Source organism: Metabacillus indicus LMG 22858 (assembly GCF_000708755.2).
Classification (GTDB): domain Bacteria; phylum Bacillota; class Bacilli; order Bacillales; family Bacillaceae; genus Bacillus_P; species Bacillus_P indicus.
In genome coordinates, this window is sequence record NZ_JGVU02000002.1 from 1,586,285 (window position 1) to 1,599,825 (window position 13,541).

13 protein-coding genes and 1 pseudogene are annotated in these 13,541 nt (G+C 46.2%); all 14 read right to left on the reverse strand.

Features of this window, described 5'->3' with window-relative positions; translation table 11 throughout:
* Positions 1–7 precede the first annotated feature (7 nt).
* A complete protein-coding gene (locus AZ46_RS22460) occupies positions 8–3,709 on the reverse strand; it encodes a phage tail spike protein (protein WP_029279042.1) in 3,702 nt (1,233 codons plus the stop codon).
* On the reverse strand, positions 3,700–5,154 hold the full coding sequence (locus tag AZ46_RS11425; protein WP_029279040.1) for a distal tail protein Dit: 1,455 nt from the start codon (positions 5,152–5,154) through the stop codon (positions 3,700–3,702). The genes AZ46_RS22460 and AZ46_RS11425 overlap by 10 nt, the downstream gene beginning before the upstream one ends.
* Complete coding sequence (locus AZ46_RS11430; RefSeq protein ID WP_051865437.1) at positions 5,151–8,273, reverse strand: hypothetical protein; 3,123 nt, start codon at positions 8,271–8,273, stop codon at positions 5,151–5,153. The genes AZ46_RS11425 and AZ46_RS11430 overlap by 4 nt, the downstream gene beginning before the upstream one ends.
* 14 nt (positions 8,274–8,287) lie before the next feature.
* On the reverse strand, positions 8,288–8,446 hold the full coding sequence (locus AZ46_RS22205) for a hypothetical protein (protein WP_168713772.1): 159 nt from the start codon (positions 8,444–8,446) through the stop codon (positions 8,288–8,290).
* A gap of 44 nt (positions 8,447–8,490) precedes the next feature.
* Positions 8,491–8,685 carry a hypothetical protein gene (locus tag AZ46_RS11435; protein ID WP_051865439.1) on the reverse strand — a complete coding sequence of 65 codons (195 nt, stop codon included), beginning with the start codon at positions 8,683–8,685 and terminating at the stop codon, positions 8,491–8,493.
* Between the two features lies 1 nt (position 8,686).
* A pseudogene (locus tag AZ46_RS11440) lies at positions 8,687–8,950 on the reverse strand (major tail protein); the annotation flags it as partial.
* Positions 8,951–8,952: 2 nt separating this feature from the next.
* Complete coding sequence (locus AZ46_RS11445; RefSeq protein ID WP_029279032.1) at positions 8,953–9,282, reverse strand: hypothetical protein; 330 nt, start codon at positions 9,280–9,282, stop codon at positions 8,953–8,955.
* Positions 9,279–9,635, reverse strand: a complete 357-nt coding sequence (locus tag AZ46_RS11450) for a hypothetical protein (protein WP_029279030.1) — start codon at positions 9,633–9,635, stop codon at positions 9,279–9,281. Before AZ46_RS11450 ends, AZ46_RS11445 begins: the two co-directional genes overlap by 4 nt.
* Positions 9,628–9,969 (reverse strand): hypothetical protein, encoded by a 342-nt coding sequence (locus AZ46_RS11455; protein WP_051865445.1) that lies wholly within the window; start codon positions 9,967–9,969, stop codon positions 9,628–9,630. Before AZ46_RS11455 ends, AZ46_RS11450 begins: the two co-directional genes overlap by 8 nt.
* Positions 9,956–10,249, reverse strand: coding sequence for a hypothetical protein (locus AZ46_RS11460; RefSeq protein ID WP_029279027.1), 294 nt, complete (start codon positions 10,247–10,249; stop codon positions 9,956–9,958). Before AZ46_RS11460 ends, AZ46_RS11455 begins: the two co-directional genes overlap by 14 nt.
* Before the next feature lie 11 nt (positions 10,250–10,260).
* Positions 10,261–10,500 carry a hypothetical protein gene (locus tag AZ46_RS11465; RefSeq protein WP_029279025.1) on the reverse strand — a complete coding sequence of 80 codons (240 nt, stop codon included), beginning with the start codon at positions 10,498–10,500 and terminating at the stop codon, positions 10,261–10,263.
* A 13-nt stretch (positions 10,501–10,513) separates the two neighbouring features.
* Positions 10,514–11,779: a phage major capsid protein gene (locus AZ46_RS11470; RefSeq protein WP_029279024.1), complete on the reverse strand. Its 1,266-nt coding sequence runs from the start codon at positions 11,777–11,779 to the stop codon at positions 10,514–10,516.
* Complete coding sequence (locus AZ46_RS11475) at positions 11,770–12,351, reverse strand: HK97 family phage prohead protease (protein ID WP_029279022.1); 582 nt, start codon at positions 12,349–12,351, stop codon at positions 11,770–11,772. The genes AZ46_RS11470 and AZ46_RS11475 overlap by 10 nt, the downstream gene beginning before the upstream one ends.
* Entirely contained in the window at positions 12,344–13,540 is a 1,197-nt protein-coding gene (locus AZ46_RS11480) for a phage portal protein (protein ID WP_029279020.1), read from the reverse strand. Before AZ46_RS11480 ends, AZ46_RS11475 begins: the two co-directional genes overlap by 8 nt.
* Position 13,541 lies beyond the last annotated feature (1 nt).

Below are 13,541 nucleotides of genomic sequence, written 5' to 3' on the forward strand. Positions count from 1 at the left end.
CTCACCTCTAATTTTCGGCTTTAAAGACGACGCCGGACAGTGAAACCCAGCCAGTCCCACCTGACATGAATTGAAGGTACCCATTTGGTTTGACGTCCAATCTTCCCACGCCGCCACTCGTTAAGACTGCAATTGGTTCATCATTTAATGGCCTGCAGCCGGCAGGCAATGTCGCGAACACATTTCCGACAGCTCCACCTTTTATCATTCCGCGAAGATGGACAAAACCGTCAGCTGATTTTGTATATCCTGCGCCGATGTGACTTGTTGTATTGTAATTTGACCATCCATTTAATAAAGACAAGAATGCATGGACAAGTGGGGTTATATCTTTATTCACCTTAATTTGTGAGCTTGCTCTTAAATCGATGTTTCCTGTTGCATCAAGTGTAATGGGGCCATTAAATGCAATTAAATTTAAGAAGTTTGCTGACTCAAGGGCCTTATTGTAATTTGATAACGACAGCCAGGATTGATCTCTCGAATCGTAAAGATTTAACCCGATTGTAGAGAGGGAGGTTCGATCAAAAGCACCGCCGCCCATATCCGTTTTTGCTGTGACGCCGTCACCCCTCAAATCAAGCGATTCAATAAGCCCGGTATTCAAATCATGTGATAAAAAAATTGATCCTTTTTCCATTAAAACATCGTAAGTTTGGCCGTTCTGTACCGTAGACGATCTGTATGTGACACCATCGATTTCGCCAGCCGTTACTTTTCCTAAATTAGCTGAAATGGCTGAAAGGCTTGCAGCTACAATTTGAGTCGCAGTGACTGTCTTTGCTCGGATTTTATTGCCGTCAATATCATTGGTTCCTTCATACGACCAATCCTGAAGAAGCAAGTCGGCCTCATATGCATCAATTTCAGCTTTTGAAGCTGGCCTTACTTTGGCAGAATCTATTTGCATCGTTTTGGCTGTTACGGGTGAAAAACCGGACCATCCAGCCATGGCGTAAAATGTGTATCCAGTGAACCCGGACGGCGTTGCTACTAAAGGCATTTTTAAAACAGTTGCAACGGTGTAATATTTTCCTGGAACAGGAGAAGGCACGAAATCTTTAAAGTCAACTTTATTATCAAAGTCACTTGTCGCTTCCATCCTTGCTAAAATACCAGCGCCGTCAATCGTGCCACTTTCAAGCATGAATGTAGCTTCAATAAACAGATATTGAAAATACGGTTTGTTCGTAATGCTTTGTGATAAGTGGCCAGTGCCGCCTGCAGGTATGACAAAACGAGCTGAATTGCCGGTTCCATTTCCTGAGGCTACCTTCGTAGGGGAGGTTCCAGAGAGTGCCCACCTGGCAGGTAGCGTGCTGCTCCAATCATAAAAATTTGGATTGGTGTTCATTAAAGGAGCCTCATCTGACTCCGGACCTCGGGGGCCTGTTGGGCCAGTACCACCTGTATTTCCCGTGTCACCCTTTGGCCCTGTTGGACCTTGGGGCCCCGTTGATCCGGTATCCCCTTTATCGCCTTTGATTAACACCCAGGTGTAATCGGCCGGATTTGTTGAATCAGCTGCTGTATAGTCGGTATAAGTCCCAATGTACGTCTTTCCTGTGGCCACGGTCGTGGAAAAACCGGACGTCCCTGTTGCGTTTGTGGCATAGGCAGTGTGGAAATAAGGCGTCCTTCCATCCGCCCCTGCAGGCCCAGGGAGCCCTTGTGCGCCGTCTGCGCCTTTAATCAGCGTCCACTTGTATTTAGATGCATCTGTTGAATCTGCGGCAATACGATCAACGTAAACACCTATGTATGACTTTCCGGAGGGGTCACTGACTGAAAATCCGATTGTTCCCGTCGAATTATTTGCATAGGCAATATGAGTGTAGGATGAAAGTCCATCAGCTCCTTTAGGTCCCTGAATCCCTTGATCTCCTTGTGGCCCTTGGAGCCCTTGAAGTCCTCGTTCGCCAGGATCACCTTTATCGCCCTTGATTAACACCCAGGTGTAATCGGCCGGGTTTGTTGAATCGGCGGCCGTATAGTCGGTGTATGTCCCGATGTACGTCTTTCCTGTGGCCACGGTCGTGGAAAAGCCGGACGTCCCCATTGCGTTTGTGGCGTATGCAGTGTGGAAGTAAGGCGTCCTTCCATCTGACCCTGTAGGTCCAGGGAGCCCTCGTGCGCCGTCTGCGCCTTTTATAAGTGTCCATCTATAGACAGATGGGTCTAAGCTGTCTGTCGCCGTAGAGTCCGTATAAACTCCTATATAAAGCTTGTTTGTGGAATCACTGACTGAGAAGCCTAATGTGCCCGTTGCATTGTTTGCATAGGAAATGTGTGTGTAAGAAGGGAGTCCGTTTGGACCAACCGGCCCCCTTATTCCCTGATCCCCTTTATCGCCTTGAATTCCTTGCAAGCCCTGCGGCCCCTGCTCGCCGGTGTCGCCTTTTTCTCCCTGCGGCCCTTGAACCAAGGACCATTCATAATCAGTCGGTTTTAAAGAGGGAGTCTCGACTAGTTGATTGCTTGCTACCCCAATGTATTTCTTCCCTGCCGAATTTGAAGTGATATTCGCCCCGTTTTGGTCGTCTCCGTACATAATCCATACATAGTTCCGGCTATTCCATCGGGCTTCGTTCCGGAAGAGTTTTTTCTGCAGTTCACGTATGCTTTGGATGGGAGTAACTTGAACTTCAAGATAGTTTCCTAAAACAACCCCATTTTTGGAGGCGGCCGTTTGGGATCTTTGTTTTTCCAATACCCTGGCTTCCAGATAAAGAGGTGGACTGAACTCTACATCTTTTATACGGATGGTATCGCCTTTTCTCATCATTTCGTGGGAAAGGCCAAACACATCTTCAAGCGCAGCTGCAGAGACTTCATATTTCACTTGGCTTTCAATGACTTGTTTTAACGCATTGATCGTACTTGTTTTTAAGACGCTCTTTGATACCGGTTGATCCCCTTCGTGCTCATGCTGATAGACACCAAAATGAAGGCCCCACCGTGCTCTTGCTTGTTCGTCGACCACATACTTCTTTCCTTGGTTGATGTCCTCAAACGTGATAAATTCCCCGTCTGCAGTTGCTTTTCCGACACCCCATAGGGCCGTATACAAATCATTTGAATCAGACAGACGCCTGATGCCGATAAGGTCTTTGCCAAGTTCGACCTCTTTTCCGTTGTAATGGCCTATGCGCTTTAGGAGATCAACATACCTTTTGACGATCCGGCTGCCTTTGACCTCCACTCTGAATCGAAGTTCAAGGCCGAACGTGCTGGCCAATAAGTGGAGCGCCTGAAGGGCAGAAATGAAGTCTTTCACTTCAAATTTCTTGCTTCCGGAATATTCAACAATACCGAGTTCGAATCTTGTTCCTGCCAGCACATGGCTCCCTGCGGTTTTGGGGGTTGCGCCCTCCATCACGACAGGCTCCACAATTTTGGAGGTTTTTAGCTCCACTTGCTCGCCCTGGCCAAGGATATACTTCGTCCGTGAACCATTCATGTTTTCTTGTGCAATGTGATTGATGATATAGGCATAATAAAAGCCGTCCGCATCACGGACGACGAATTTTCTTTTGTTGGCCAGGAAGTCGGATGTTTTAGTGCCGTCTACTGTTTTGAATTCAAAGGTATTATAGGAATCCTCAATCTTCTCTGTATGCAGATCATCCCAAAACAGCTTTTTTTCACTGCTGTTTTCTAAAAAATCGACAATGCGTTCATCTTTATCCAGAATATGAATCATACCCATTTATCCCTCCATATAGCTTCCACAGTTGCCGCGCTTGGTGGATTTACAGCCAGCTGCGTTTCACCTACACCGAAGGGGAAGAAGCTGCCACCAAATTCTTTTATGTCGTTTCGGGATTCACCATTCACCCGAATTTCTTTTTCCTTGTGATCAATTTCAATAACGTCCCCCGCGTCTGCAATATAAGGAATTTGGACATCGGTAGGTTGATTGATACGAAAGGCTTTTATGTCATAAATTGAAGCAGCTGCGGCCTTTCGAGTTCCAAGCTGCCCAACATGAACGGCAATTTGAGACACTTGCTTGTTGAAAATGGAATCTTCGTCTAAAAACGTCACGGTTCTTCTTGTATGATGTTTGCCGGTTTTTGAATCAATTTTCGCGATATAGGCTGTCCATTTCTTGCCTATCCGGGATATGCGAAGCATGCCGTAAAAGTTATTCCAACTTTCTCGGGCATCCCCATATTCACTTAGAAGAAAGTGATTGATGGTATTGTCACCTATCCTCATCTCTCCTGCGACTGCCGAAATTGAACTTGATGTATCTTTTAGAGCCATTTTTGCTATGGCCTTATTGGCATCATCCAAGAGATAGACCTCAACTCTCCCCACAAGGTCACCCTTGCCATTTTGCAGGCCGACCAATGCATCTACCTTGAAATCGACAAGAGGGCCGTTCGGGACACTTGTCTTGATGGCCGGACCATGCCAGGCGCTTCCAGTGCCATATCCGGAAGCCTGAAACTTGGTTGAATCCGAAACCATGGTCCCGGCGACTACTCCTCCGTCCACAAAGCTAGCCGTGCTCCATCCGGTTAAATTGTTGCATTGATGCCATAGAAGGCGCTCTTCTTTCACAAAGGGGACTTCCTTTTCTAAATCTACTGGCTCCCCAAGGCGGATGTAAGCATCTGGTGAGATGATGTCTAATAGAGTGATAGGTTCCAAGATGGTCGCACGAAAAAGAGGATAGCTGTCTGCAGTACCATGATTGACGATAATATCGTTCACAATAGAACCAATGGGATCGTTAATAATTTGCGTATTTTCCTGTCCATGACTATGAGAATCAGGAATTAAGATGGCGAAAGAGCCCTTTCCGAAACGAAAGAGCCTTTCGAGGTCTGCAGCACCGTCTGGCACTCCATAATACATATGAACAGGATCCTCATCAAAAATGAGGGGAACAGCTTCTTTTCTCGGCCTTAGCCAATACGCAATCTGTCTCTTTAAGTCGTGTAGGTGAATAGGAGAATCTGCTTTAATCCCGATTTCAATGGCAAATGCCAGTACATCAAGATTCGCCCCTTCCAGGTATGCACCGTCTCTGTTCGGAATGGTGATAAAACGATTAATGACAGGGGCCCTGAGTGGTTTAACTGATTTAACCATGACATGGAAAGTTGAACTATGAATCCCGTCAAAAATTAATCCTCCGCTCATGTTATCAGCCCCTTGAAGTCTAATCCGAATTTGTCTTGAAGGTTCATTTCGTCCCTTATAGGCTTGGCAAGAACCTTGGCAATTGGCGTCTTTTCAATATCAATGTGCACAAGAACGTACTCAGGGTGCCCTCCGGCTGCGGCAACATCTGCCGTGCCTCTTGATCTGGAAGGGCTGTACGTTTCGTCCGAATCTCCAATATTTGCTCTCATTGGCACCTGGACAGCTGTCATTCCTGCCATGGAATTTGAAACTCTGGAGGCCAGGGAAGACATGGCCCTTTCAAGAGGGTGTCTCGCGTTCTCGATGGAGTCTCCAATCGGTCCAGCAAAGTCCATTCTATGAATGTCACTCAATGGTCCTCTTTTCGCCGGAGAAAACGGCCAGAAATCCCGGACAGCTCCGACGATGTCTTCCACTTTTCGAAGAATTTTCCCTTTCATTGCAGAAAGCCCGTCGATCGCACTTTGAATAATGGCCTTCCCACTGGCGTATAGGTCAATGTTAAAGGCACTCTTGATATTGCTCATGGCGCTTCTCACGGTGTCCCATGCCTGGTTCATTTTAGAGCGAATGGTATTGACAGTCTCAGAGAATTTGCCTGAAACAGAGGACACGATGCCTGATGCCGCATTCGTGATCGTTGAGCGAATGGAGCTCCAGATGGATGTAACCGAAGACTTTACATTGTTCATTGCTTGCTGAATGCTGTTTCTCACCGCATCAAACTTCTGATAGGCTCCTGTTTTAATAGAGTCCCAAACGGAGAATATAGAGGTTCGTATTCCGTTCCATATTTCTTGGGTTTTTGTTCGTGCATTTGTCCAGGTATTCGTGAAAAAGGTTAACACACTGTTCAAAAAGGATTTTGTCGAAGTAATCATGTTTGTCCACGTCTGGGAAAACCATTTTGCGATATTGATGAGAAAGGTTGTGGTACTGGTCAGCATGTTCGTCCATGTCTGAGAAAGCCAAGTGGCTAAACTGGTGAGAAAGGCTGTTGTACTGGTTATTACACTAGTCCACGCCTGTGAGAACCACGTGATCATACTGGTGAGAAAGGTTGTGATACCGGTGAGCATGCTAGTCCACATCTGTGAGAACCATGATGAAAAGGCTGTCCAGGCAGCAATCGCCGTGGTCACTATGTTTTCCCACGTCATTGAGAAGTACGTTTTTACAGCTTCCCATATGAGAATGGCTTTTTCCTTGACTGTATCCCAGTTTTGATAGAGCCATACTCCTGCGGCCACTAACGCCCCAATCGCCACCACAACGCCGGCAACAATGCCCACAAGAGCGCCGACACTAATCCCAAGCAGACCGGCTGCTGTTGTGATACCAGCAAAAATTGGCGCAAGAGCCAATAAACCTGCGGCTAAAACTCCGACTGCGGTGGTCACGGCGACGATGGCAGCTGCGAGCTCTGGATTCTTCGAGATCCACTCAGCCACTTTCGAAATCATACTGGCCACAACAGCCAAAACCGGGGCCAGGGCGAGCATCAGATCAGAGACAGCTGTTTTCATTTGTACCATTGGATCCGCATCTAACGTATCCATTTGTTCTTGAAGACCACGGGTATTTTGAGCTGTTTTGTCAGCTGCAGTCGCGACTCCCTGAAAAACAGAAATCATATTCGCTCCCTGATCTTCCCACTTCGTACCGAAAACCTTTGTTGCCAGTTCATTCTTTAATTCTTTATTGTCAATGCCCTCTAACCATGTTGAAACCTCACTCATGGCTTTGGAACCTTCTTTTCCGCCTGCCGCGACTGCTTTGCCCCAATCTTGAAATTTCTTTGCGGAGATTCCGGCATCTTCAATTAATGGCTTTAAAGCCTTCGGCACTTCAAGGCCGAAACCTGACATCGTCAGCCGGGCTTCTTTTACACCATCGTTCAAGTTATCGATGTTCCACGTTTTCGTATCGATTCCGGCTTCAAAAATGGCTTGTATTTCTTTCGCGTCGAAGCCAGCAAGCTGCATTTGAGTTCCATATTCGGAAATCGTATCAAGCTGCTCGGGTGGGAATCCTGCTTTCAAAAGGGAATTTGTCAGCGCAATCGCATCTTCATTGGTGATTTTCAGAGAGGCCGCAATCTCATTGGTTTCCTGGATCAGCTCGTTAAAGTCCACCCCGGCATAGGAGGCCGCAACGGTTCCGGCCATTTTTACAAGGGAAGCATTCTGTTCGTCGGTTGCATTCTTATTGAGTGCCCACTGCCGTCTGATTCCTTCAAGGGCTGCCTCCCCGTCTATTCCATACGCTTCAATCTGCTTAATGGCTTCTTTCACTGAGCCAATCGATTCAGGGGGTATTTCCATGGAGAGCTTTATTTTGGTATCAAGCGAAGAGGTATCAAGCGCTTGTTCAACGGCGCCGGCCAGACCGCCACCGACCACTAATGCCCCGGCCACATTTTCCAGGCCAATGCCGACACCTTCTACGGCCTCCTCTGTATCCTGCAGGTCCATCTGCAGACGCTGAATATCCCATCGAATGTTATTGATGGAATTTCCGGAATCAATAGAGGCCAACGTGGTTCGAAGCTGTTCAATATCACCGTTCGCTCCAATAGCCTGACGTCCTATCCGTTGAAAAGCATATTCCAGATCCCGGGACGTAGCCGAGCCATTTTGGATGGCTGTCACTAACCGGTTGCCAATCACGTTTGCGTAGTCCTGAACAGAGGTTCCCGTTGCTTCAAAAAAGGCACCCAATTGACGGGTGCCTTGTCCAACTTTCTCTTGTTCTCTTGCCATATCCGTCATTGCTTGCTGATAGGTTTGCAGCTGCTGCTCGGTTTGCTGTAATTCACGGCGGAAGCCGCGGTATTGTTCCTCACCAATCGTTCCGGCTTCAAATTGTGCCTGCACCTGGGCTTCAGCTGCTCGTAATTGTTCGAGCTTTTGCGTTGTAGAGCCTATACTTTGAGTTAAAAGTTCCTGCCTTTGAGCCAGTAATTCAGTATTGTTCGGGTCGAATTTAAGAAGTCGCTCCACGTCTTTCAGTTCCTTTGCCAAGTCTTTGCTTCGCTGATTGACGTCTCTCAAAGCGCCCTCCAAGCCAACCGTATCATGACCAATTTCAATCGTAATCCCTTTAATTCTGCTCACTGTCTCACCTCCTGTTAAAACGCGTCAAAGTCATTCTGATTGGCCTTGCGTATTTGCTTCTTCGGCTTTTGCATGTTTAGGTATTCGTCAATATAATCCAGGCACATGCCCACCGTCATGTCTTCGAGATCGTCTTTGGCAAGACCGACTTTTTTACATAAAAGAAGGAACATGTCTGTGGAAACGCCTTCCCCATCCGATGTTCCTTCGTTGTCTTTTATTTTTTTTTTCCTTGAATGCTATGAGTGAGCAGGTCCTGGGTCTCAGAGATTACATCGACCAGAGGGAACTGTTCAAACTGATCCAGCCATGTGATCGGATCCGGAATGGATTTATCTGCCGTCTTGGCCAGCACCCATGTAAAGTTATAGAAAAGATCAAAATCAATGGACTCAATAGACGCGATGTCCACTGATTTCCTCTCCAAGTGCATCAATTGCGAATTGTTCCGGGATATTCGCAATGTTGAGAGTTCCGTCATACCCTTGATTGCTGTTCGTCACATAGTACAGAAGGTTGTCCGCATAAAATTCACTTAGTTCTCCACGCGGATCCAGTGTAATTTCAACCCCACCGCGAATCCGGATTGGCGTTTCATACGTGATGGTACCTGCAGTCTCTGTATATGGCGCATAATGGACGTTCTCTAAACCAAAGGTCACTTTGTTTTCGTTCATTGTTAAATCAACCTCACATCATAAATTTTTTGAAAGAGCTGTTCAGAAGGGATGAACACTTCATCCGGAATATAAGGAATGGAATGCTGATCGAGAACCTCTTCAAGCATGGCTTCAATAGCCAAGTCCTTTTTGTTCGTATAAAGTTCAATGGAAACGTCATCTATCTTCTTGAAGACCTTGTTATCTGCCATGAAATGAGGAGATGCATTCACCATGTAACAAATATAAGGAGGTTCAGGGACGGGGCTGTTTTCAGATGCCGTAAAATGCGAATAAGCCACCGGCAAACCGGTCGCTTCCAGGATGGCTTTCAACTCAATGATCGTCATTCACGGATCGCCCTTTCCACATCGTCAATAAATTCCCTGAATACCTTTTCCTCCACTGGCTGAATATGAACTTTCGCCGGGGTCCTGCCGCCGTTTCTGTTGGCATGTCCTTTTTCAAGCAAATGGGTCAGCTGATAATCGGTTTTATTATGAACGATTCTCTTCTTGCCGACCTTTTTCACACGCCACCCTTTTCGGTAACTCCCCGTAAGCTTTGGACTTGTGGTCTTCAGTTCTGAAACAGCATCCTTTGATACTCTTTCTTTTATCACTTCAATTTCTTGCTCAACTTCGTTCGTATAGTCACGCAAAACCTGCGTAATCTGATTGGCAATTTGGTCAATACTAACCACCTGCCCTCACCTCGCAATACACCTCTGTATATCCATCTGTTCGCTGAAAATGCCGGTATGCAGTATACGTTGCGTCCTCAAATTTGAGTTTCTTTTCATAATCGTACTCATCAGAATCAATCAACAAAACGATTTGAGGTTTATGGTTCAGCTGGCCAGCTACTGAAAACTCTGCCCGGCTGATGCTAATCTTGGAACAAAAGACTTGTCGTTCAATCGGTGTAGAAACGTTCTGGTTTAATTCATCCTTGACCGTATGCATTGAAAGCAACGAACAAACCTCGTCCAAGGAAACATAAGGGCTGCTTCCAAGACTGCTTTTAAGTGATGGCATCTGGTCTTCCTGCCTTCTGTATCAATCTATTGTTTATACGCAGCTTAAGATTTTTAGATAAAGGAACGTCTTCTTGGCGTTTGCGATAACTCCAGGCGGCGTAATCCACGGTAAGCATTTGATCCCCCACATTCACGAAATCCAGGACAATCCCGGTCCGTTCAATTTCTTGCTGCGCCGACTGAATGAGGGTAAGAAAATAGGCATCCCTCAACGTGTGAGTGATGCCTAGATCAAGCTTCAGCAAAGCCAATAAATTCTCTGTGATTTGTTCGTTCATGGAGCACCGCCTTATTCTTTAGGCTTTTTCTTTCTGGCCGGCGCTTTCGGTTTAGGATCCGGCTGCTCACTTTGTTCAGTGGCTTCGGTTTCTGGAACATTTGTATTTCCAGAATTGTCTGCATCCGCAATAAAGCCGCGTTGCTCCAGATAGGCAATGCGTTTATCATCAGCTGTTTCATAGAAAGAGCCCGCATTGTAACGGGCCCTTGTTTCTGCATCAATAAATGGCTTGATTACTTTGTTTTTCATCCTTTATCCTCCCTTATACGACAGGAACGTCTACGATGGTAACCAGAACAAACGCTTCAGGCTTTACTGGTTTCCCGTCGAATCGTCCTTTGCCGCGGAATGCGGTTTGATCTTCCACAAATTTCACGTGTTCAGAATTATCAATTGTGATGGCTTCACGTTCAACAAGCGTATACTTTGAGTATTCTCCGAAAAGGACTTTATCTGCATCCAGGTTGTTATTGAAAACAACGCGCAGGCCAAGAAGATCAGGACGGCCAAGGTTTGGAAGCTTGCCCACCACGTTACCCTCAGAATCCACCTGAATGCTATACTCTGCAAGTCGGCCGTAATACGTTCTGCGGCTCATGACAGCAACGATTTCTCCGACACTATCAACGCCCGTGTCAATGAGTCCAAGGTGCTTCACTAGGTTTTTCAAAAGGTTAGCATCCGCATCGACTGAGACAATGTTTTCAGCTGGCAGGGCAGGAATGATTCCTTCCGGCTGTTTTTGTGCAGCTCCTTGACCTTTTACAATGGCAATATCAAGTGCAAGAGCGATAGCTCGAGCGATTTTCTTTGTCACATATTCATCTAGGTTAATGATAGAATCCTGCAGCAGGTAATTGTCAACAAACGTAACCTTACCTACCTTGAACCCGTCAAAGTCAATGTTTGCAATTGTTCCAACGTCTCCAGTAGGAATCGGGGCTTTTTGTTCAACCCAAGAGGCCGGCGTTGTATCTGTATCAACCAGGATACGAGTTGTACCTTTCACACGAATCTTTTCAACCAATGGATAAAGTGTTGTGAAATCCCCCATGATGTCCATGATCCGGTTAATGACCACTTCCGGAATAGTCAGCTCGGAACCTGAGATGGCGCGGATGTTACGGAACTTATTGTAAAAATCCACAACTTCGCTGTGCTTGTAGTATTCACCAGTTCTCAATAGCTCTCTTACCTGTTGTCTGTTCATGCCTTCCATTTCCCCCTTTTCATTTGAACGCTGCTGCTGTGCTGGCTCGTTGCTGTTTAGCTTTTCGAGTTCGCTTTCAAGGTCAGCAATTTCTGTTTCGAGCTTGGTCTTACTTTTTTCAAGCTGTGCCTCGTCGTCTTCAAGCTTTGTCATGCTCTCCTCAACGGCTTCAATTTCGTCTTCCGTTTTGGCCTCATTGATCGCTGCCTCTAACTCTTGGGACCTTGTTGCAAACCCTTCCTGCTGAATCAATAAATCAGCCAGGCTTGATTGTCTTTGTTCAATTTTCTTTAAAAGCATAATTTGTCTTAGTGCCATTGTTTCAATCGCTCCTTTAATTGGTGTTTACGCTGATCGAGCTGACGCTTTTGGTGTTGCTCTATTTCCGACTTCCGAGCCTGGACGCCCGTTTCTTCATATGCCGGAAACGTACAGACAGAAACTTCATGAAGGTCCACTTTTCGGATGGTCCACTTGACCGAACCATCTTCACGAAAATCTGTGTCTTCTTTCAGGATGTTGAATCCGAAACTGCACTGGTCCACATCCCCTCGCTTTACCCGTTCATAGATGTTAACTGCGTCAGAGTCATTGGGGTTAATGCGAATCTTCCCCCATAGACCATGGCTGTCAGCCTTCAATTCAAGGGTTCCGGATTTGTTCCGGCCAAGGACAAGGGTTGTATCGTGATTGATTAGACCGCGAATATCATTTCCAAGCGTTTCATTGAACGCTTCAGGACTCAGCTCCTCATAGGCGCCTGTCCACAATTCAGTGGCGCGATTGAACACAGCAAAATATCCCTCTATCACCATTTCCTCTCCATCGACAGCCCGGGTCTTTAATTCTGTTGAGACGCTCCTGGTTTGACGGCCCTTAACTCTACTCATCGTTTTCACCTCCTTGGTTCAACTTCTTTTGATCGCCAATCATGCCAGCTGGGATATAGTTCTCTAGCATGACAAGTTCATTAAGTCCCTCTTTCGGGGAAAGGCCAATCCAATCGCGCACCTCGTTCCCTTCCATGATGCCGCGCGTATACATGTTCATGCCGACCTCTGACAATTCCTTAATGTCATACGCGTAAAGGGAACGAGGATTAAATTTGAAATAAAGATCAGAAGCATATAAGAGCTTTCTTGTCAGCTCTTGCTCCATGCCTTTTGCAATAGGAAGCAAGGAAGAATTGATAAAATTGTTGAACTCATCTTTTTTAAATTCGCCCACGCCAACAAAAAAAGGCGGCACTCCTAAGATGCCGGCCACCGTTCTCTTATCTATTTGTACAGCGTCATTAATTGCTAAATCGTTTAATGACAAGGGTTTAACCTGTTCAATTTTGACAAAGTCGGCAGGGACAATCCAGGGCTTGCCGCCTCCGGTTTCATTGATGTACTTGCTTAAGATTTGATCGCGGCCCTCTTCGCTGGCCAACTCTTCAGACATCGCATCAACTGAAATAATGACGGAGGGTTTCCACTTGTCGGTCATAAAGCTATTCTTGGTTTTGGTGGCCTGCCGTAAATTATCGACAATCTCTTTTAAGACCACTTGAAAGCCCTGGCCAATGTACGGTCGTTCCGGATCAGGGTTTAAAACAAAGTGAAGGATCTCGTCATAGTTGTACGATTTTCCTTGATAGTTCACCTTATAGGCAAATTCAGTGTCGACAAAATGAACGCCAGATGGCCGTAAAGGAATAAGGTCTTGTATTAGTCCCTTTTCAAACCTGGGATAAACCACGCTGTTCCCACTTCCATCAAGAAGCAAGGTGTAAACGATGTTATACACCCAGGCTTTCCGAGTCATTAAACTATAAGGACTTATATCAAGCTTACGGGCCAGTGCGTTTCTAACCCTCACATCACCATTGTCTGTATTTTGCATTAAGTGAATGGTCATGGAGCTGATTAAGTCTGCAATTCTGTGAACTGCCATTCGCACTTCCGGATTATCAGACATCTTTGTATATCCTGAAACAAGAAGTGACTTGTCTTCTCCGGCCATAAAGAGCCCGATGGTTGTTAACGGTTCAGACCGGACCTGACTTTTCTTTTTACTGCGGTTTCGCTTGGCCATG

Coding starts and splice junctions, on each gene's coding strand:
- AZ46_RS22460 (WP_029279042.1), bottom strand. CDS start 3,709: ATGGGTATGATTCATATTCTGGATAAAGATGAACGCATTGTCGATTTT.
- AZ46_RS11425 (WP_029279040.1), bottom strand. CDS start 5,154: ATGAGCGGAGGATTAATTTTTGACGGGATTCATAGTTCAACTTTCCAT.
- AZ46_RS22205 (WP_168713772.1), bottom strand. CDS start 8,446: ATGTTCCTTCTTTTATGTAAAAAAGTCGGTCTTGCCAAAGACGATCTC.
- AZ46_RS11445 (WP_029279032.1), bottom strand. CDS start 9,282: ATGACGATCATTGAGTTGAAAGCCATCCTGGAAGCGACCGGTTTGCCG.
- AZ46_RS11455 (WP_051865445.1), bottom strand. CDS start 9,969: ATGCCATCACTTAAAAGCAGTCTTGGAAGCAGCCCTTATGTTTCCTTG.
- AZ46_RS11460 (WP_029279027.1), bottom strand. CDS start 10,249: ATGAACGAACAAATCACAGAGAATTTATTGGCTTTGCTGAAGCTTGAT.
- AZ46_RS11465 (WP_029279025.1), bottom strand. CDS start 10,500: ATGAAAAACAAAGTAATCAAGCCATTTATTGATGCAGAAACAAGGGCC.
- AZ46_RS11470 (WP_029279024.1), bottom strand. CDS start 11,779: ATGGCACTAAGACAAATTATGCTTTTAAAGAAAATTGAACAAAGACAA.
- AZ46_RS11475 (WP_029279022.1), bottom strand. CDS start 12,351: ATGAGTAGAGTTAAGGGCCGTCAAACCAGGAGCGTCTCAACAGAATTA.
- AZ46_RS11480 (WP_029279020.1), bottom strand. CDS start 13,540: ATGGCCAAGCGAAACCGCAGTAAAAAGAAAAGTCAGGTCCGGTCTGAA.